The organism is Pseudomonas lalucatii (genome assembly GCF_018398425.1).
Classification (GTDB): Bacteria; Pseudomonadota; Gammaproteobacteria; order Pseudomonadales; family Pseudomonadaceae; genus Aquipseudomonas; species Aquipseudomonas lalucatii.
Window position 1 is genome coordinate 1,466,858 of record NZ_JADPMV010000001.1, and the last position, 19,039, is coordinate 1,485,896.

Annotated in this window: 22 protein-coding genes; 18 read left to right on the forward strand and 4 right to left on the reverse strand. The window is 63.9% G+C overall.

All coding sequences use genetic code 11. From position 1 onward, the window contains the following. Window positions 1-82 precede the first annotated feature (82 nt). The gene (feaR, locus tag I0D00_RS06650; protein WP_246533184.1) at window positions 83-1,006 is read left to right on the forward strand and encodes a transcriptional regulator FeaR; all 924 of its coding nucleotides are present in this window, start codon (window positions 83-85) and stop codon (window positions 1,004-1,006) included. Window positions 1,007-1,100: 94 nt separating this feature from the next. Here feaR and I0D00_RS06655 read toward each other — a convergent pair. Together I0D00_RS06655 and I0D00_RS06660 are read right to left on the reverse strand one after the other, a co-directional pair. Then, window positions 1,101-2,251 (reverse strand): IS3 family transposase gene (locus I0D00_RS06655; protein WP_213638953.1). Its coding sequence is split into 2 segments (ribosomal slippage): window positions 1,101-2,008 and window positions 2,008-2,251, totalling 1,152 coding nucleotides; the frame shifts between segments, so codons are not numbered across the junction. A 59-nt stretch (window positions 2,252-2,310) separates the two neighbouring features. Then, complete coding sequence (locus I0D00_RS06660; RefSeq protein WP_213638954.1) at window positions 2,311-2,880, reverse strand: hypothetical protein; 570 nt, start codon at window positions 2,878-2,880, stop codon at window positions 2,311-2,313. A gap of 355 nt (window positions 2,881-3,235) precedes the next feature. Between I0D00_RS06660 and I0D00_RS06665 the strand changes: the two genes are divergently transcribed. The 17 genes from I0D00_RS06665 to I0D00_RS06745 all read left to right on the forward strand — a co-directional run bounded on the left by I0D00_RS06665 (window position 3,236) and on the right by I0D00_RS06745 (window position 17,713). Further along, the gene (locus tag I0D00_RS06665) at window positions 3,236-5,227 is read left to right on the forward strand and encodes a conjugal transfer protein TraG (RefSeq protein WP_213638955.1); all 1,992 of its coding nucleotides are present in this window, start codon (window positions 3,236-3,238) and stop codon (window positions 5,225-5,227) included. Then, a complete protein-coding gene (locus I0D00_RS06670) occupies window positions 5,224-5,658 on the forward strand; it encodes a CopG family transcriptional regulator (protein ID WP_213638956.1) in 435 nt (144 codons plus the stop codon). The genes I0D00_RS06665 and I0D00_RS06670 overlap by 4 nt, the downstream gene beginning before the upstream one ends. Next, window positions 5,655-6,671, forward strand: a complete 1,017-nt coding sequence (gene trbB / locus I0D00_RS06675; protein WP_213638957.1) for a P-type conjugative transfer ATPase TrbB — start codon at window positions 5,655-5,657, stop codon at window positions 6,669-6,671. Before I0D00_RS06670 ends, trbB begins: the two co-directional genes overlap by 4 nt. Next, window positions 6,668-7,009, forward strand: coding sequence for a TrbC/VirB2 family type IV secretion system protein (locus I0D00_RS06680; protein WP_213638958.1), 342 nt, complete (start codon window positions 6,668-6,670; stop codon window positions 7,007-7,009). The genes trbB and I0D00_RS06680 overlap by 4 nt, the downstream gene beginning before the upstream one ends. Next, window positions 7,006-7,278, forward strand: a complete 273-nt coding sequence (locus I0D00_RS06685; RefSeq protein WP_213638959.1) for a VirB3 family type IV secretion system protein — start codon at window positions 7,006-7,008, stop codon at window positions 7,276-7,278. Before I0D00_RS06680 ends, I0D00_RS06685 begins: the two co-directional genes overlap by 4 nt. Before the next feature lie 11 nt (window positions 7,279-7,289). After that, a complete protein-coding gene (trbE, locus tag I0D00_RS06690; RefSeq protein ID WP_213638960.1) occupies window positions 7,290-9,716 on the forward strand; it encodes a conjugal transfer protein TrbE in 2,427 nt (808 codons plus the stop codon). Next, a complete protein-coding gene (trbJ, locus tag I0D00_RS06695) occupies window positions 9,716-10,450 on the forward strand; it encodes a P-type conjugative transfer protein TrbJ (RefSeq protein WP_213638961.1) in 735 nt (244 codons plus the stop codon). The genes trbE and trbJ overlap by 1 nt, the downstream gene beginning before the upstream one ends. Before the next feature lie 13 nt (window positions 10,451-10,463). Continuing rightward, complete coding sequence (locus I0D00_RS06700) at window positions 10,464-10,655, forward strand: hypothetical protein (RefSeq protein WP_213638962.1); 192 nt, start codon at window positions 10,464-10,466, stop codon at window positions 10,653-10,655. Continuing rightward, entirely contained in the window at window positions 10,652-11,830 is a 1,179-nt protein-coding gene (gene trbL, locus I0D00_RS06705) for a P-type conjugative transfer protein TrbL (protein WP_213638963.1), read from the forward strand. Before I0D00_RS06700 ends, trbL begins: the two co-directional genes overlap by 4 nt. Window positions 11,831-11,842: 12 nt before the next feature. Beyond that, a complete protein-coding gene (gene trbF / locus I0D00_RS06710; protein ID WP_213638964.1) occupies window positions 11,843-12,550 on the forward strand; it encodes a conjugal transfer protein TrbF in 708 nt (235 codons plus the stop codon). Next, a complete protein-coding gene (gene trbG / locus I0D00_RS06715; protein ID WP_213638965.1) occupies window positions 12,547-13,533 on the forward strand; it encodes a P-type conjugative transfer protein TrbG in 987 nt (328 codons plus the stop codon). Before trbF ends, trbG begins: the two co-directional genes overlap by 4 nt. A 2-nt stretch (window positions 13,534-13,535) precedes the next feature. Further along, window positions 13,536-14,810, forward strand: a complete 1,275-nt coding sequence (locus I0D00_RS06720; protein ID WP_213638966.1) for a TraB/TrbI/VirB10 family type IV secretion system protein — start codon at window positions 13,536-13,538, stop codon at window positions 14,808-14,810. After that, window positions 14,807-15,034, forward strand: a complete 228-nt coding sequence (locus I0D00_RS06725; RefSeq protein WP_213638967.1) for a DUF2274 domain-containing protein — start codon at window positions 14,807-14,809, stop codon at window positions 15,032-15,034. The genes I0D00_RS06720 and I0D00_RS06725 overlap by 4 nt, the downstream gene beginning before the upstream one ends. Before the next feature lie 182 nt (window positions 15,035-15,216). Beyond that, window positions 15,217-16,542, forward strand: coding sequence for a type II toxin-antitoxin system HipA family toxin (locus tag I0D00_RS06730; protein ID WP_213638968.1), 1,326 nt, complete (start codon window positions 15,217-15,219; stop codon window positions 16,540-16,542). After that, the gene (locus I0D00_RS06735) at window positions 16,543-16,812 is read left to right on the forward strand and encodes a helix-turn-helix domain-containing protein (RefSeq protein ID WP_213638969.1); all 270 of its coding nucleotides are present in this window, start codon (window positions 16,543-16,545) and stop codon (window positions 16,810-16,812) included. It abuts the gene before it with no gap. 150 nt (window positions 16,813-16,962) lie between these two features. After that, window positions 16,963-17,322 carry a histone-like nucleoid-structuring protein, MvaT/MvaU family gene (locus tag I0D00_RS06740; RefSeq protein WP_213638970.1) on the forward strand — a complete coding sequence of 120 codons (360 nt, stop codon included), beginning with the start codon at window positions 16,963-16,965 and terminating at the stop codon, window positions 17,320-17,322. A gap of 196 nt (window positions 17,323-17,518) precedes the next feature. After that, window positions 17,519-17,713 (forward strand): helix-turn-helix transcriptional regulator, encoded by a 195-nt coding sequence (locus I0D00_RS06745; RefSeq protein ID WP_213638948.1) that lies wholly within the window; start codon window positions 17,519-17,521, stop codon window positions 17,711-17,713. A gap of 11 nt (window positions 17,714-17,724) precedes the next feature. Here I0D00_RS06745 and I0D00_RS06750 read toward each other — a convergent pair whose 3' ends face one another. Together I0D00_RS06750 and I0D00_RS06755 are read right to left on the reverse strand one after the other, a co-directional pair. Then, entirely contained in the window at window positions 17,725-18,123 is a 399-nt protein-coding gene (locus I0D00_RS06750; RefSeq protein ID WP_246533185.1) for a tyrosine-type recombinase/integrase, read from the reverse strand. Between the two features lie 76 nt (window positions 18,124-18,199). Beyond that, window positions 18,200-18,901, reverse strand: coding sequence for a DUF6901 family protein (locus tag I0D00_RS06755; RefSeq protein ID WP_215730795.1), 702 nt, complete (start codon window positions 18,899-18,901; stop codon window positions 18,200-18,202). Between the last annotated feature and the right edge of the window lie 138 nt (window positions 18,902-19,039).

Here is a 19,039-nt window from a genome sequence, read left to right on the forward strand (position 1 = left end):
AAGCCGTTTTCGGGAAAGAGCCTCTTTTCATTGCACCCTAACGCGTCGAACAGGCCCACCCGGAGCACAGTGGGGAATGGCCATGAACAGGCAGAGCACTGAAGCCTTCGAACAATGGAACTTCGCCGTAAGCTCGATTTGTGGCGAATTCCTTACCCGACCCTCAGACAGGGAGAATCTTTTCATCGGTGAGATAAGCCAGCGCGATCTTGGCAGCCTAACGATCGCACATATCAGGTGCAACGCAGGCTCGATCCGACGTCCCCTTGTCAACGCAACGCACACGGATGACCGCCATTGCTTTCTGGTCTTACAACGTTCGGGACAGATGTACATTGAGATCGAGCAACAGACGATCCTGCTCGAACCTGGGGACATGGCCCTGCTCGATCCCGCTACGGCCTTTGAGATGAGGCCCAAAGGACTGTTCAGTCAAGCGTCTTTCCACCTCTCGCGGGACATACTGAGACGCCCCTCCTCGCAACAGGTGCCACGCTCCGGAAAACTGGCGCGAATTAGCAACTGCGCCCATCTATTGCGCAGCCTTGTACAGGAACTGATAGCAGGCGATGCGGTGTCCGTAGGAGCCATGCATGAGGGGCAGGCGCTGCAGGAAGCTATCGTCGCACTGCTGATTCCGGCGCTCCAGAGCACCGACGAACCTACCATACCGGTACCCTCAAGGCTTCACATCGAACGACTCATTATGCAGTCGCTCGCCGATGAAAACTTGAGGCCAGAATACATCGCACAGCGCTTCGGCATTTCCGTGCGGCAACTGCATCGCATATTCGAGGCCCAGAACGAAAGCGTCTGTCGTTACATACAGCGGCAACGCCTGCACCGGAGTGCGATAGATCTATGCGAGCCGATGTTGCACCGTCTGCCGATAACCGCCATTGCCCATAAATGGGGATTCGCTGACTCGGCGCACTTTTCCCGAGCCTTCAAACGCCAATACGGTATGGCGCCCATGGAATATCGCGCGCAAGATGGGGCCACCTGATCCAGGTCTCTCCACTCAGCCCCTACAGCATCCACTCGTAGGTCTGTCTATTTGTATACTACTTGAATCCTGCCCTTGAATCGCCCCGGATTTCTTAGACACTTTCCAGGCTCAGTAAATGTCGCTTCTCAAACTCTACCGGTGACAGCTGGTTGTTGAAACCGTGTCGGCGTTTTGGGTTGTAAAACATCTCGATGTAGTCGAACACATCAGCGCGTGCGTCCTGCCTGGTGCTATAGATTTTTCGCCTGATCCGTTCCCGCTTCAGCAGCTGGAAAAAGCTTTCCGCTACTGCGTTGTCATGGCAATTGCCGCGCCGACTCATGCTGCCAAGCAAGTTATTGGCTTTCAGGAAGCTCTGCCAGTCGCCGCTGCTGAACTGGCTCCCCTGATCTGAGTGAATCATCACTTCCTGCTTTGGCTTACGCCGCCAAACTGCCATCAGCAACGCATCAATAGCCAGGTCGCTGGTCATCTGCGGTTTCATTGACCAACCGATTACCTGCCGCGAGAACAGATCGAGCACCACCGCCAAATACAACCAGCCCTCATAGGTGCGGATGTAGGTGATGTCCGTGACCCAGACCTTGTTGGGTTCGGTGACATTGAATCGGCGCTCCAGATGATTCGGTGAAGCCGCTGGAGGCTTACCACCATAGCGGCCCGGTCGGCGACGATACCCTGTCTGTGAGCGCAGCCCTTCCAAGCGCATCAGTCGAGCAACACGATGCTTGCCGCATGCTTCTCCAAGCTCACGCAGGTCGTCGTGGATTTTGCGGTAGCCGTACACACCGCCGCTCTCTAGGCACGCGTGCTTGATCAGTCCAAGCAGGCGTTGATCATCCTTGGCTCGTGCAGACTTCGGTTCAGCCAGCCACGTGTAGTAACCACTGGCATGTACTTTCAGCGTCAGGCACAGGCGGCGAACCGAATAGTCAGCGGATAGCTGGTTGATGAAGGCGTACTTCAGCCGCACTCCTTGGCAAAGTACGCGGCGGCCTTTTTTAGGATGTCTCGCTCTTCGGTCACGCGCTTGAGTTCGGCACGAAGACGACGCAGCTCAGCTTGCTGATCGTCCTCTTGCGCGCGCTGCTCTTGGGGCTTGCTGTAGCGTTTAACCCAGGCATACAGGCTGTGGGTCGACATGCCCAAACGAACAGCTACCTCAGCCACTGGCAGACCTCGTTCGGTCACCTGTTTGACTGCTTCGATTTTGAATTCTTCGGGATAACGCGGGTTGCTCATGGCACCTCCTAGTGGGCCGTATTATGAGGCCTGGAGGTGTTTACGAAACTAGGGGCGATTCAGACGGCTCCAGGAGTTGCTCCGAGTCCCACTATGATCGCGCCCAGAGCCGCTCCGGTCGCAGCGCCAGTCAACGCGCCCTGCACGTCATGCGCGATCACCAGTGCCAACTTCTTTTTGTCCAGTCTCCCCGAGAGTTCCTTCACGTAGAGGAGACTATCCTCGGTGATGCTGCCGATCGCTGCGGCAACTTCGTTCGCCGCGCTCTTGAGTTTATCCGAGAGGGCTCGCAGATCGTCCTCGATCTCTTCGAACGCTTGCTCGCTCAGCAGGTTCTTGCTGAACTCCCTGAGTATCTCGGCATCGCCTTCTCCGATAATTTCTTTCTTCACAAGACTATCGACCTGCACATCGAAGGCTCCCTCAGAAAACAGAGGTTGACCGCTTAGCAGGTGGGTTGTCTCGAACAGGATTTCGCGATGGTACTTGCCAATATCGGTTGCCGGCACTTTCAATGAGCCGACAGTGCCGGATGGCTGCCCTATCCCAGCGCTGGGTAGCATTGCGGCAAGGCCGAGGCCGGCTGTTCCGAGCAGGACCTGGCGTCTTTCGTAGTTGGTGCCTTTCATTGGAATCGCTCCTGTCTTCCTTCGGGTCTCTCCCGACGTGCCGAGTCGTGGAGAAAGAGGACGTATTAATTTATAGGTCAGTCCGTCCCCTTTTTTGCCGGGTCAGCCGGTTTCCAGAGGCAGCTACGAAGCAATTTTGGCCGGCCGTGTGCGGCGCGCAGGTCCATGACCATCACCTTCCGCTGTACGCCATGCCCCGCTGACTTCTTCTCCCCCAATCCCTAGCTGGGACCATCGCGCTCGAAGTCAGCATCATCCTCGAAACGGTCTTTGACCCCTTCCCCGCCAATGCCCAACCTCTCGCCCGCGGCACCTGTGCGTGCCGCGCGATTCGCCAGGGAGGCTGGGCTCAGGGATGCAAGCGACGACGGTGCTGTACGGCCAGGTGCTGGCGGTGTTGGCCATCACCCTGTCTGGGATATGGGCTGCCACCCAGTGGACGGCGGCCGCGCTCGGCTACCAGGCACGCCTGGGTGCGCCCTGGTTCGAGTTGTTGGGCACGCCGGTCTATCACCCCTGGCGCCTGTTCGAGTGGTGGTTCGTCTTCGATGCCTATGCCCCGGAGGTATTCAACGTCGGTGGCAGTATCGCCGCCGGCAGCAGCCTGCTGGCGCTGGGAGTGGCTATCGGCATGGCGATCTGGCGCGCCCGTCAGGCACGGCGGGTCACCACCTACGGCTCGGCGCGCTGGGCCGAGGCGGATGAAGTCCGCCAGGCCGGGCTGACCCGGCCGGCCGGCGTGTTCCTCGGCCTGTTTCAGGAGCAGTACCTGCGCCATGAAGGCCCCGAGCATGTGCTGGCCTTCGCACCGACGCGCTCGGGCAAGGGCGTCGGCCTGGTGGTGCCCACCCTGCTCGCCTGGCCGGCCTCGGCGGTGATCCACGACATCAAGGGCGAGAACTGGAGCCTGACCGCAGGCTGGCGCTCGCGCTTTTCCCACTGCCTGCTGTTCAATCCCACCGACCGGGCCTCGGCCGCCTACAACCCGCTGCTCGAAGTGCGCCGCGGCACCCACGAGGTGCGCGATGTGCAGAACATCGCCGACATCCTGGTCGACCCGGAGGGCGCGTTGGAGCGGCGCAACCACTGGGAGAAGACCAGCCATGCGCTGCTGGTCGGCGCCATTCTGCACGTGCTCTATGCCGGCCAGGACAAGACCCTGCGCGGCGTCGCCAACTTCCTCTCGGACCCGGCCTGCACCTTCGAGCTGACGCTGCAGCGGATGATGACCACGCCACACCTGGACGAGGCCCCCCACCCGGTGGTCGCCTCGGCCGCACGGGAGGTGCTGAACAAGAGCGAGAACGAGCGCTCGGGCGTGCTGTCCACGGCCATGTCCTTCCTCGGCCTGTACCGCGACCCGACGGTGGCCGAGGTCACCTCGCGTTGCGACTGGCGCATCGCCGACCTGATCTCGGCCGAACATCCGGTGTCGCTGTACTTGGTGGTGCCGCCCTCGGACATCAGCCGCACCAAGCCGCTGATCCGCCTGATCCTCAACCAGATCGGCCGGCGCCTGACCGAGTCCCTCGAAGGCGCCGACGGTATCGCGCGCAAGCACAAGCTGCTGCTGATGCTCGATGAGTTTCCGGCGCTGGGACGGCTGGACTTCTTCGAGTCGGCCCTGGCTTTTATGGCCGGCTATGGCCTGCGCGCCTTTCTGATCTCGCAGTCGCTCAACCAGATCGACAAGGCCTACGGCCAGAACCACTCGATCCTCGACAACTGCCATGTGCGGGTGACCTTCGCCACCAACGACGAGCGCACCGCCAAGCGCATCTCCGAGACCCTGGGCACCGCCACCGAGCTGCGCGCGCAGCGCAACTACGCCGGCCACCGCCTGGCGCCCTGGCTGGGCCATTTGATGGTGTCGCGCCAGGAGACCGCGCGGCCGCTGCTGACGCCGGGCGAGGTGATGCAACTGCCCACTGATGAGGCCGTGGTGATGCTCTCCGGCCATGCGCCGATCAGGGCGAAGAAGCTGCGCTACTTCGGTGACGGCAACTTCCAGCGTCGGATATTGCCGGCGCCGCAACTGCAACCCGGTCGCTACGCGGATGCGCCCGCGCCGCGGGCGGACGATTGGAGTGGCCTGGCCGTGCCTGCGCTCGTGGACGCTTCACCGGTTAGCCTGGGCGACGACGAGACCGTCGAGGATGGCGGACCTCGCCGTCAGCCCGAATTGGCCGAGCTCGCCCAGCTGCCTGAGCCCGACGACCTGGCCAGCGACCTGCTGCTGCTCGACGAGGACGACGTCCCCGCTCCCTTCCCTACCCAGCCGGATCCGCGCCTGCAGCGCGTGGCGCGGCTGGCCGCCCTCGACCCCGACGATGGAATAGCCCTATGAGCCGAGCCCGCCTGAACCTGTTTATCCAACCCGAGCACGCCAAGCGCCTGAACGAACTGGCGATCAGCAAGGGCGTGTCGAAGTCCTCGATCATCGCCGCGGCGCTGGCTTCCTGGCTGTCGCCTGAGTCGGGCGAGCAACGGGAAGTGGCCATCGCCAAGCGCCTGGACCGGCTGTCGCGCCAGTTCGAGCGGCTGGAGCGCGACCAGCACATCCTGATCGAGACCGTGGCGCTCTACGTGCGCTACTACCTCACGGTCAGCACGCCGGTGCCAGAGGCCCATCAGGAGGCGGCGCGGGCCCAGGGCAAGCTGCGCTTCACCCAGTTCGTCGAGCAACTCGGCCGTCACCTGCAGCGCGGCCGCAGCCTGACCAGGGAGGTGCACGAGGAGGGTCAGCCGGCGCCTCAGGCCACGGGAGAGCGCTCATGAGCGCTGCTTACTCCCCAGTGCTGACCGCGGCAGCAGCCTCCCTGGACCGCCGCACCCGCATGCTGCGCACGGCCATGGGCCCGTTGATTGCCGCGGCCCTGGATGATCCGGACGTGGTCGAGGTCATGCTCAACCCCGACGGCGCGCTCTGGCTCGACCGCCTCTCGGGTGGCCGCTGCCGGCTGGGCACCCTGTCCGCCGCCGACGGCGAGCGGATCATCCGCCTGGTGGCCGCGCACATCGGCGCCGAAGTACATCGGGGCAAGCCGCTGCTCAGTGCCGAGCTGCCGGAGACCGGCGAGCGTTTCGAGGGTGTGCTGCCTCCGGTGGCAGCCGGGCCGACCTTCGCCCTGCGCAAGCGCGCCGCCGGCGTCATCCCCCTGGCGCGTTACGTGGCCGACGGCATTCTCTCCTACGGACAAGCCGAGTACCTGCGCGACGCTGTGCGCAACCGCCTGAACATCCTGGTTGCCGGCGGTACCAGCAGCGGCAAGACCACCCTGGCCAACGCGCTGCTGGCCGAGGTGGCCGGCAGTGGCGACCGCGTGCTGGTGCTGGAAGACACGGTGGAGTTGCAGTGCCCGGCCCTCGACCACGTCGCCCTGCGCACCAAACCCGACGTGGTGTGCATGGCCGACCTGGTCCGCACTACGTTGCGCCTGCGCCCCGACCGGGTGGTGGTCGGTGAGGTGCGTGGCGGAGAGGCGCTGGATCTGGTCAAGGCCTGGGGCACCGGCCACCCGGGCGGCATCGCCACCATTCATGCCGGCTCCACCCAGGGCGCCCTGCTGCGCCTGGAACAACTGATCCTGGAGGTCGCCCTGGCCGCGCCACGGGCGCTGATCGCCGAGGCGGTCAACCTGGTGGTGTTCCTCGCTGGGCGCGGCCGTACCCGCCATGTCCAGCAGATCGCCCGGGTCGTCGGCCATGACGAACGCGGCTACCGCCTCCAGCCCATCGACACCCTCGATAGCAACCCTTCCCTGCCCACTGCCTCAGGAGATCAGCCATGAATCCTCTTCATGTCCCCGTTGTGTTGCGCCGACGCACCACCCGCGCCCTAGTACTGGGTGCACTGCTATTCGGCGCCAACTTGCCGGCCTTTGCGGCGGGCTCCGGCATGCCCTGGGAAGGGCCGTTGCAGTCCATCCTCGACTCGGTGCAGGGACCGGTGGCACGCATCATCGCGGTGATCATCATCATTACCACCGGCCTGACCCTGGCCTTCGGCGACACCAGCGGCGGCTTCCGCAAGCTGATCCAGATCGTCTTCGGCCTGTCGATCGCCTTCGCCGCCTCGTCCTTCTTCCTCAGTTTCTTCAGCTTCGCCGGCGGGGCGTTGGTCGCATGAACGGCGAACGCGAACTCATCCCCGGTTTCGAGGTGCCACTGCACCGCGCCCTGGCCGAACCGATCCTGCTCGGCGGCGCGCCGCGCAACGTGGCCATCCTCAACGGCACCCTGGCGGCGGTGGTCGGCCTCGGTCTGCAGCTGTGGCTGCCGGGCCTGGCGCTCTGGCTGGTCGGTCACTCGCTGGCCGTCTGGGGCGCCCGCCTGGATCCGCAGTTCCTGCAGGTGTTCGCCCGCCATATCAAGCAGCCTTCGCTGCTGGACGTGTGAGGAGCGCCGCCATGCTGAACCTCAGCGAATACCAACGCCGTCCGGCCCAGCTCGCCGACTGGCTGCCCTGGGCCGGCCTGGTCGCCCCGGGCGTGGTGCTCAACAAGGACGGCGCCTTCCAGCGCACCCTGCGCTTTCGCGGGCCCGACCTGGACAGCGCCACCCAGGGCGAGCTGGTGGCCACCTCGGCGCGCCTGAACAACGCCTTGCGCCGCCTCGGCTTGGGCTGGGCGCTGTTCATCGAGGCCGAGCGTCTGGCGGCAGCCGACTACCCCGAAAGTGATTTTTCCGAGCCGCTGTCCTGGCTGGTGGACCAGGAGCGCCGCGCCGCTTTTGAGGCCCAGGGCAGCCACTTCGAGAGCGCCTACCACCTGACGCTGCTCTACCTGCCGCCGGAGGAGTCACGCGCCCGCGCCGCCGGCCTGCTCTATGAGCACCGGGCGCAGCGTGGCGTTGACTGGCGCGAGCGGCTGGCCGCCTTCGTCGCCGAGAGCGAGCGTTTCTTCGACCTGCTGGACGGGGTGATGCCGGAGCTTGCCTGGCTCGACGACAGCCAGATCCTGAGCTACCTGCATACCACGGTATCGACCCACCGCCAGCGGGTCGCCGTGCCGGAAGTGCCGTTTCACCTGGATGCCCTGCTGGCCGACAGCCCGCTGACCACCGGCCTCGCGCCGCGGCTGGGCGAACAGCACCTGCGCGTGCTGTCGGTGCGCGGCTTTCCCACCTCGACCTGGCCGGGTGTGCTGGATGACCTCAACCGCCTGGGTTTCGCCTATCGCTGGTCGACCCGCTTCATCTGCCTGGACAAGGATGAAGCCGAGAAAGAGCTGGTGCGCCTGCGTCGGCAGTGGTTCGCCAAACGCAAGGGTGTGTTGGCGCTGCTGCGCGAGGCGATCTACCAGCAGGAAAGCCCGCTGCTCGACAGCGACGCGGCGAACAAGGCCGGCGACGCCGATGCGGCGCTGCAGGAGCTGGGCGCCGATCAGGTCGCCTTCGGCTATGTGACGGCCACCGTGACGGTCCACGACCGCGACGCCCGGGTCGCCGACGAGAAACTGCGCCGGGTCGAGCGAGTGATCCAGGGCCGCGGCTTCGTCACCATTGCCGAGAGCCTCAACACAGTGGAGGCCTGGCTGTCGTCGATCCCCGGCAACGCCTACGCCAACGTGCGCCAACCGCTGATCTCCACCCTCAACCTGGCCCACCTGATGCCGCTCTCGGCGGTGTGGGCCGGCCCGGCCCGCAATGACCACCTGGACGGCCCGCCGCTGGTGATCACCCGCACCGACGGCGCCACGCCCTTCCGCCTGGTCACCCACGTCGGCGATGTCGGCCACACCCTGGTGGCCGGCCCCACCGGCATGGGCAAGTCGGTGCTACTGGCGACCCTGGCTATGCAATTTCGTCGCTACCCGGGCTCGCGCCTGTTCCTCTTCGACATGGGCCGCTCGCTGCGGGCGGCGGTGCTGGGCCTGGGAGGCGAGCACTACGACCTGGGCGGCGATGGCGACCTGGCCTTCCAGCCCCTGGCGCGCATCGACCAGCCCGGCTACCGCGCCTGGGCCGCCGAGTGGCTGGAGGCGCGCCTGCTGCAGGAGGGGGTTGCCGTCGGCCCGGAGCGTAAGGCCGCGCTGTGGACCGCCCTGGACAGCCTGGCCGGCGCCCCCGAGGCGCAGCGCACGCTGACCGGCCTGTCGGTGCTGCTGCAGGACAACGCCCTGCGCCAGGCCCTGCAGCCCTACGTGCTGGGCGGTGCCCATGGCCGGCTGCTGGATGCCGACCAGGATCGCCTGGGCACGGCCGAGGTGCAGTGCTTCGAGATGGAAGAGCTGATGCACAGCAAGGCGGCAGTGGCGGCCGTGCTGGGCTACCTGTTCGCCCGTTTCGAGGAGCGCTTCGACGGCGCGCCGACCCTGCTGATTCTCGACGAGGCCTGGCTGTTTCTCGACGAGCCGCTGTTCGCCGCGCGCATCCGCCAGTGGCTCAAGACCCTTCGCAAGAAGAACGTCAGCGTCATCTTCGCCACCCAGTCGCTGGCCGACATCCAGGACTCCAGCATCGCCGCGGCGATCATCGAGAGCTGCGCCAGTCGCATCTTCCTGCCCAACCCCCAGGCCGGCGAGCCGCAGATCCGCGGCATCTACCAGGGCTTCGGCCTCAACGACCGGCAGCTCGAGATCATCGCCCAGGCCACGCCCAAGCGCGATTACTACTACCAGTCGCGCCAGGGCAACCGCCTGTTCGACCTCGACCTGGGCCCGGTGGCGCTGGCCTTCGCCGCCTCCGCCAGCCCGGCCGAGCAGCGTGAGATCGATCGCATTCTGCAGGAATCCGGCACCGCGGATTTCGCCCCTGCCTGGTTGCGCCACCGCGGCCTGGACTGGGCCGCCGAGCTGCTCGCCTCTTATCCCCCGCCACGCCAGGAGTGCCTGTGATGAAGCCCCTTACCCGTCTTGCGCCTGTCGTCACGCTACTGACTCTGGGCCTGCTGGCATTGCGGCCGGCCAACGCCGTGACCGTAATCGACCCGACCAACCTGGTGCAGAACACCCTGACCGCGGTGCGCACCATGGAGATGATCAACAACCAGGTCAGCCAACTGCAGAACGAAACCCAGATGCTGCTGAACCAGGCCCGGCATCTGGCGAAGCTGGACTACAACGCGGTCAACCGCCTGCGGGTGACCCTGGCCAGCACCGAGCGGCTGCTGGCCGAGGCCCGGGGACTGGCCTTCGAGGTGCAGCGCCTGGACCGGGAGTTCGCCCGCCTGTACCCGGCCGAATATGCCAGCGGCATCAGCGGCCAGCGCCTGGCCCAGGAAGCGCGCGAGCGCTGGAGGAACGGGCTCGACGGCCTGCACACCGCCCTGCGCGTACAGGCCCAGGTGTCGCAGAACCTGGCCCAGGACGAGAGCGTGCTGGCCGAACTGGTACAGCAGAGCCAGGCCGCCGGCGGTGCGCTGCAAGCCACCCAGGCCACCAACCAACTGCTGGCCCTGCAGGCCAAGCAATCGATCCAGGCCCAGCAACTGCAGATCACCCAGAACCGCGCCATCGCCCTGGAGCTGGCGCGCCAGGCCGCCGCGGCCGAGGAAGCGCGGGAACTGCGCCGGCGTTTCATGGGCAGCGGCACGCCCTATACGCCCTACCCCGTGCAGTTCTATCGGTAGGGAGGTCGGGGCGATGAGAGTGTCGATTCTGTATTCGGTCCTGCTCGGCCTCGCGGCTTGCGGCCAGGGCGGCAACGCCAGTGACACCAGGCCCGACACTTCGTTGAGCGAGCGTTTCTATTCCGGCTGCGCGCGACCGGGCGAGTTCCGAAGCGCCGCGGAGTTGCCGGCGATCCCGCCGAGCTTCGACGAGGACGTGCGATGAACGACGTCAGCGTGATCGACCGTTTCCTCGAGGTGTTCGGCCTGTATATCGATACCGGCTTCGGCCTGCTCGGCGGCGAGGTGGCCTTTCTCACCCTGACCCTGGTGGCCATCGACATGACCCTGGCCGGGCTGTTCTGGGCCATGGGCGGCGAGGACGTCAGCGCCAAGCTGATCCGCAAGATTCTCTACGTCGGCGCCTTCGCCTTCATCATCGGCAACTTCAACGCACTGGCGAAAATACTCTTCCACTCCTTCGCCGGGCTGGGCCTGCTGGCCTCGGGTTCCGCACTGAGCCAGGCCGAGCTCCTGCAGCCGGGGAACCTGGCCGCCATAGGTGTCGAGGCGGGGCGACCCTTGCTCGATCAGATCAGCAGCCTCAGTGACTTCCCCAAGGTCTTCGGCAACCTGCACAGCATCCTGGTGCTGTTTCTGGCCTGGCTGGTGGTGATCGTCAGCTTTTTCTTCCTGGCCATCCAGCTGTTCGTCACCCTGATCGAGTTCAAGCTGACCACCCTCGCCGGCTTCGTCCTGGTGCCCTTCGCGCTGTGGAACAAGACCGCCTTCCTCGCCGAGAAGGTGCTGGGCAACGTGGTCGCGTCCGGCATCAAGGTGCTGGTGCTGGCGGTGATCGTCGGCATCGGCAGCAGGCTGTTCGCCGAGTTCCAGGCCGTGCCGGACGAGCCCACCATCGACCACGCCCTGGTGGTCATGCTCGCCGCCCTGGCGTTGCTCGGTCTGGGCATCTTCGGCCCTGGCATCGCCACCGGCCTGGTTTCCGGCGCCCCCCAACTGGGTGCCGGCGCAGCAGCCGGCACCGCGCTCGGCGCGGCGGGCATGGCGGCGGGTGCCGCTGCCGTGGCCCCTGGCGTCGGCGGCGCGGTGCTGGCCGGGGCCCGCATGGCACCTGGCGCGGCACGCCTGGCCATGGGCGGAGCCAAATCATCGGCCGCAGGCATGGCGCCGGGTTCTGCAGCAACAGGTGCAGAGACAGGTGGTGCCGCCACGGCGGCCGGCCCATCGACAACCCCTGCCAAGCAACCCGAATGGGCCAAGCGCCTGCAGCGCAGGCAGCAACTCACCCAGGCAGCCACCACCGTCGCCCATACCCTGCGCGGCGGCGATGGCGGTGGCTCATCCCCCGGGCCGCAGGTGCGCGACCCCTCGAATACGTGAAGGAGAACGACGATGCGCTTCAAACGCCCTCGGGTGCGCTACGGCGACAGCCCGCAACCGGCCACGCCCTACCAGGCCGCGGCCCAGGTCTGGGATCGGCGCCTGGGCAGCAGCCTGGCGCAGGCCCGAAACTGGCGACTGATGGCCTTCGGCTGCCTGAGTCTGGCCCTGCTGATGGCCGGCGGGCTGCTCTGGCGCTCGGCCCAGTCGACAGTGACGCCCTATGTGGTGGAGGTCGACCGTGCCGGCCAGGTCCGCGCCGTCGGCGAGGCCGCCAGCCCCTACCAGCCCGAGGATGCGCAGATCGCCCATCACCTGGCGCGTTTCATCGAGTTGGTGCGCGGGCTGTCCATCGACCCGGTGGTGGTCAGGCAGAACTGGCTCGAGGCCTACCACTCCACCACCGACCGCGGCGCCGCCACCCTCAACGACTACGCCCGCGCCAACGATCCCTTCAGCCGGGTCGGCAAGGAGTCGGTAACGATCGAGGTGAGCAGCGTGGTGCGGGCCAGTGACAGCTCCTTCCAGGTGCGCTGGATCGAGCGGCGCTTCGTCAACGGCGCAGCCGCCGGGGTCGAGCGCTGGACCGCGGTGATCTCGCTGGTGCTGCAGCCGCCGCGCACCGAGGAGAAGCTGCGCCGCAACCCGCTGGGCATCTACGTCAACGGCCTGTCCTGGAGCCGCGAATTGGACACTACGCAAGGAGCCAATAAGCCATGAAAAACGCCCTAAACCTCTGCATCTGCCCCCTGCTGCTGAGCCTGCTGGCCGGCTGCGCCAGCCATGAGCCACCGGTGATCGCGCTGGACGAACCGGTAGAAGCGAAGCGTCTGCCAGAGCCGCCCAAGCCCATCGAGGTGGTGGCGGTGCCGCAGCCGCTGGCCTTGCCGGCGCAGCTCAAGCCGCTGCCAGAAACTCAACCCAGCAAGCCGGCCAAGGAGCCGGCCGATGAGCGCGTGCGGGTCTCGCGCGCCAACCGCGATGCCCGGGTCCCACCGAGCCGAGAGGGCTATATCAACGCCATCCAGGTCTGGCCCTACTCCGACGGTGCGCTGTACCAGGTCTACACCAGCCCCGGTCGGGTCACGGCGATCAACCTGCAGGCCGGCGAAGAGCTGGTCACCGTGGCAGCGGGCGATACCGTGCGCTGGATCGTCGGCGACACCTCCAGCGGCAGCGGCGAAGAACTGCGGGTCAGCGTGCTGATCAAGCCGACCCGAACCGACCTCAAGACCAATCTGGTGATCACCACCACGCGGCGCACCTACCTGATCGAACTGAGCTCCACCGAGCACGCCTGGATGGCCTCGGTGTCCTGGGACTACCCCAAGGACCGCATGCTCGCACTGCAGCGTCGTGCCAGTGCCGCGCAAGTGGCGGCACCTGTGGGCGCCGGCCTGGCGCTGGAGCAGCTGCGCTTTCGCTATGCGATCAGCGGCGGCAACCCGCCCTGGAAGCCACTGCGCGCCTTCGACGACGGGCGCAAGGTGTATATCCAATTCCCCGCCGGCATTGCCCAGGGCGAGTTGCCGCCGCTATTCGTGATCGGCCCGGAAGGTGACGGGCAACTGGTGAACTACCGCTTCCGCTCGCCCTACTACATCGTCGACCGCCTGTTCGGCGCGGCCGAGTTGCGCCTGGGCGCCGACGAGGGCGACCTGGTGCGGATCGAGCGCACCGATGGCGTGGCACGGAGGCCCTGAACATGACGGCCAAGGACGACAACCAAACCGCGGCGCCGACGCCGCTGCCCAAGGAGGCACCGGAGTCGCTGGAGCTGCGTGCGCAACCGCGCCCGGTCACCCGCCTCAATCCACGCATGCTGGCGGTACTGGTCGGAGGGCTGGCCAGCGCGGTGCTCGGCGCCATGCTGTGGTCGCTGCAGCCCCAACCGCGCCGCGATGGCGCAGAGCAGACCGAGCTGTACAACGTCGAGCGCATCGCCCGCTCCGAGGGCCTGGAGCAGTTGCCCGCCGACTACTCACAACTGCCTCCCCCCGCCGCACCCGAGGTGCCGCAACTGGGGCCACCGCTGCCTGGCGACCTGGGTGGCGCCATTCTCAGGGCCGAGCAGCAGGCACAGGGCTATGGCTACGGCAAAGCCGGTCCCGACCCGGCCGAGGCCGAACGCCTGGCCAGGCTCAAGGAAGCCGAGGAAGCAGCGCTGTCTTCGGTGTTTTTCCAGACCGGCAGCGCGAGGAAATCGAACGTCGCACCCACTGGGGGCGCCCAACTCGATCCCGCGATCCTGGGCGCAGCGTCGTCAGCCACGGTATCCGGAGTATCTGGAACACCAGCCCAGCAGGAGCAGAACGGGGCGTTTCTCAGTAAATCCGTAAATGCACCAACTCGTAATTCCGGATTGCTGCAGATGCCCGACTCGCCCTACCAGGTGATGGCCGGTACGGTCATCGCGGCGGCCCTGGTCACCGGGATCAAGTCGGACCTGCCGGGTGATGTGATCGCCACCGTGACCGAGCCGGTCTACGACAGCGCCACCGGCCAGCATGTGCTGATTCCCCAGGGCTCACGCCTGCTCGGCCGCTACAACAGCCAGGTGAGCTACGGGCAGAGTCGCGTGCAGGTGGTGTGGCAGCGGGTGATCCTGCCGGACACCTCGTCCTTCCAGCTCGACAACCTGGTCGGCAGCGACGCCGCCGGCTATGCCGGCCTGGAGGATGGCGTCGACTGGCACTGGGACCGGATCGTCGCCGGCGCAGCCATGACCAGCCTGCTGGGCATCGGTGCCGAGTTAGCGGCGCCTGAAAGTCGCACCGACGGCGACCGCATCATTATCGCCGGACGCGACAGCCTGCAGGACACGGTGAACCAGGTCGGCCAGGAGGTCACCCGCCGCAATCTCGATATCCAACCCACGCTGACCCAGCGCCCCGGCTTGCCCCTGCGCGTGATCGTCAATCGCGACCTGGTGCTGCGCCCCTACCAGTCCTTCTCCACTCAACAGAGGAACCCGCAATGAGCACGCCCAAGCTGCGCCTCGGCCCGCTGCCGAAAACCGAGAGCCTGAAGCTGACCTTCACCTGCCCCGCCAGCCTGAAGGCCGACCTCGAGCGCTACGCCTCGCTGCACTCGCAAGCCTATGGCGAAGAGGTCGATGCCCTGACGCTCATTCCGCACATGCTGGAGGCGTTCATGGCGAGGGATCGGGTGTTCAGGAGAGCCAACACGGAGTCCACTTCTTGAAGTTGAACGCTTTGTCGCAAGCCAGCCATTGCGATCAAATATGGAAATCGCTACTTGATCAGCCCCAAATAAATCGGCACTAAAGTGCTCTTTAGACCTGGTAATGGAGTGATTTAAGGCATTTTATTGCCTTTATTCGCGACAACCAGTAGCCTTAACGGCATTAAAGTGCCGGAGTCCATATGCACTCTCTCACCCTGCAACTGTACAGTGGTCATGCCTGGCACGACGCCATGCACCTCAACTTCGAGCAGCCCGAGGTGGGTCTGGCAGGTGCGTGTTCTTTTGGCTATGAGCAGACATATCTGCTTGAGACGCTGGAGCACATGGGCAGCCGCCTTGAGCATGCAGTTAGCGCCACAGTGCCATTGGGCTGGGACTCCTATCGGGGCACCCCGGCTCCCGCATTCCTTCACGACATATTGCCCGCAGGGGCGGCACGCCGCTTCCTACTCCAGCGTCTGGGCGAACAGAAACCCGAGAATCTGGAACTGGATCTATTCCTGCTGAGTCGGTGCGCTCCGGCGCCGGTGGGCAACCTGCGCATCAAGGAGGCGGCATTAGCACTTCAAGGAAATCCGCTGCTGGGTTTCTCTCGCGAAGATGTAATCAACCGCGATTCGCGCTTTCTGGAATACGCCTACGAGCAGGGTGCGGCTATCGGTGGCGCCACAGGCGCGGGTGGCGAAGCGCCCAAACTGTTACTGACTGAAGACAGAGAAGGTGCCCTGCATCCGGATGCGGCTCTGCCGGATGCCTATGCGACCTGTCACTGGTTCGTGAAGTTCGCGCGTAACCAGGCTAGGCAGACCGACCAAGACATACTGCGTAGCGAGTTCTGCTTCTACAGGGCCGTCCAGCGGCTTGGCCTGGATACCGTACCTGCCGAAGGTCTGGCTCTAGAGGAAGGCCGCAAGCCTAGCCTGTGGATGCGTCGTTTTGACCGTCGTCTCAGTGCCGCTGGTGTAGAGCGCAGCGCCATGGAGTCCCTGTACTCGCTGGCAGGAGTAACCGTGCCGGGCAGTTACCTACTGCATACCGACGCCCTGAAGCACCTGGTCAGGCTGTGGCAGCAGACGGGGCAAGGCACGCAAGTTGGTGACATGATCTTTGAGTATCTGCAGCGCGACTTACTCAACCAAATCCTTGGCAATTCGGACAACCATGGCCGCAATACTTCAATATTGCGAAACAGCACTGGCCTGAAACTCGCCCCCATCTACGACCTTGCCCCCATGGTGATGGATGATGAAGGCATCACTCGCACTACAAAATGGCCTCAACCTATAGAGATTGCCGGCGTGGTTAACTGGCGCCAAGCCTGTGCCGCACTGGCGCAATGGACCGACGCAGATGTTCTATATGAAAGGCTCAGAGGCGCAGCGCACAACTTCCTCGCCCTTCCCGACCTACTGAACGATCAGGGGCTGCCAAACTCCACCATGAATCATCCACGTATTGCGCTGCGAAACCTCCAGCAACGACTCAGCCGATGGGGGCTTGTCTAAATGGACATCATCGAGCGCAACCGTATTCTGAGCGAAATACAGACCCAACTGGCGTCGGGCGAGTTGAGCATCGGCCAGGCTGTGCGCAAGTTGCGGAAGGAAATCACCGGATTGCAGCAGGCCCGTTTCGCGCAGATGTGCAAACTTTCCCTGCGTGCCCTTCGTCAGTTGGAGCATGACGAGTCAAATCCAACCGTGCAGACCCTGAATAGCGTGTTCAATCCATTTGGGATGCAAGTTGGCATTGTGCCGAAGACGCGATCTCAATAGAGGCAGCCTGCCCCTCCTCAAGGGTGATATTTCTGCCCACCGCTACGATCTTGAAAACCGGCGGCAACCCTCACCTTTATCGTCTGCAACAGTCGTGGAATCGAGTTATAGTTGATACTCAAATCAGCCATATAAAAGGAAGCACATAAAATGTCGAAGCTTGCCGAATTTCGCGCCCTTGAACAGCAACTGGCCGCTCAACTGGCAGAGCTGGAAGCTCTCAAGAAAGACGGTGGCCTGAAGAAGGAAATGGAATTCGAGGAAAAACTCCGCACCCTGATGTCGAAGTACGACAAAGGCCTGCGCGACATCATTGCTATCCTCGATCCGCAAACCAATATCGGCAAGCTCAGCAAACAGGACTCCGGCGTACGCCGTCCTCGCCAAGTTAAACGCTACAAGCATCCTAAGACCGGCGAGATTGTTGAAACCAAAGGCGGCAACCACAAAGTCTTGAAAGCTTGGAAAGAAGAGTTCGGCGCTGACGTCGTCGAAAGCTGGCTGCAATAACGATTTACCGAACCGTTGGCGCCGTTTCATCAACGGCGCCGACGCCGTCCAAGGCGTCACCCGCTCCCCCGCGCCCATCTACGACTTAGCCTGTTTGCCATCAGACCTAGCGCCAATAGGCTGACCCCATTGGAATAGCGCTAAGGCATGGAAAAATGAAAGACACAATCAACACTTGGCCGGCAGAGGAGGACGTATGAACAAGCCACTCGACCGCCTCATCAAGATCGAGGAAGTACTAGAGCAAGTAGGGTGCGGCCGCTCCAAGCTCTATGACATGATCCAGCTAGAGGAATTTCCGGCACCGGTGAAGCTTGGCCGATACTCCCGCTGGTCACAGATCGAAGTACAAGGCTGGATTGAGCAGATGAAGCAAAGTAGGGCGGCCTGAGCCGCCCTACTTCAGTTACCAGCAGCCAGGACGAAGTCCTGCCACCATTGCATCAGCTCTCGTCTCTCCTGCAGATATTCAGCGTGGTTGTATGCTGCCTTCGTCTTGTTTCCCTCGGCATGCGATAGCTGCATTTCAATCACCTCAGCCCTGAAAAGCCCAGATTCATATAGGTGTGTTGAGGCCGTCGCCCGGAAGTCGTGGCATGAAAACCCTTTCATCCCGAGCCGCTCCAGCGCTCGGTTAAACGTCGACCCATCGACTGGTTTGTCAGGGTGCCTCAGCCCTGGGAACATCAGATCACCACCTCCTGTGATGCCCTTCAGCTCTCGCAGCAATTCAACTTCGGAAGGTGACTTGGCTGGACGCTTACGCAAAGGTAGCAATTTCCACTTCTGGGTCGAGCGCATCCAAGTCAGCCACGGAGACTGATTATCGGCTCAAGTCACAGCATTTCTGCGCTTGCGAGGCTGCTCCCTAACCTACCTATTCAAAAAACGTAGTGAAATAACGATCTAGCTCGCCTTCGTATTGATCCAGTGAATAGAGGGTGTCGGCAGCCAACAAATCGAGCAGGATCATCCCGTTTGGCCCTGAATCCTCGACCATCGTAGCGCGCAAGCGGTTGGTCATGCCCAGGTTGACCAGGCGCAAGTTGCGATACGCCTCGCGTAGCCCACCCATTGACCAGTCCGCACTCAAACCTCGCTGCCCTCGCAGGTACTGGCCGAGCAAGTAGGTGCCGAACACGCGGTAGAGAGTTTCGTCGCTCCCACTGAAAGGCAAATGAAACCACGCCATGGCTTTCAGCAGGCGCATATGCGGACAATCCGAGGTCGCGCCGATAGCCCCGACCAAAGAGCCCAAGCCACGCTGCATAGATGTGCTCTGGCGAGTCTCCCGTCCGCGTGAGCGTACCTCGACCTCGACCTGCTCGTACGAAGGCGATTGTGCCAACATCTCGACCGGCGCCACCAGCAATGCCGCGTAAGGGCAGTTCGGGGTCGACTCTGGGCTCAGCGGACAGTGCATGCATTGATGAAAATCCAGTCGAGTCCACAATGGCAGCGGCGACGGCCCACGATCTTCCTCTTGAGGCTGCAGTTCCACATTGTGCCGCCACTTGCGACCGTCCTGAAAACGGAACTGGTAGCGGATGACCGAGTCATCCACATCCTCTAGAGCCATGGTCTAACCTGAGTTTGAGGAATGGTAAAAAAGCTATGGTAGCATTCAATTCATGACGTCATAATCAAGGCGCCATTAAAATGTCAATCGAGCACTCCAATCCTTGAGACAGACTTCACACCCCCTACCCCCCTCTCC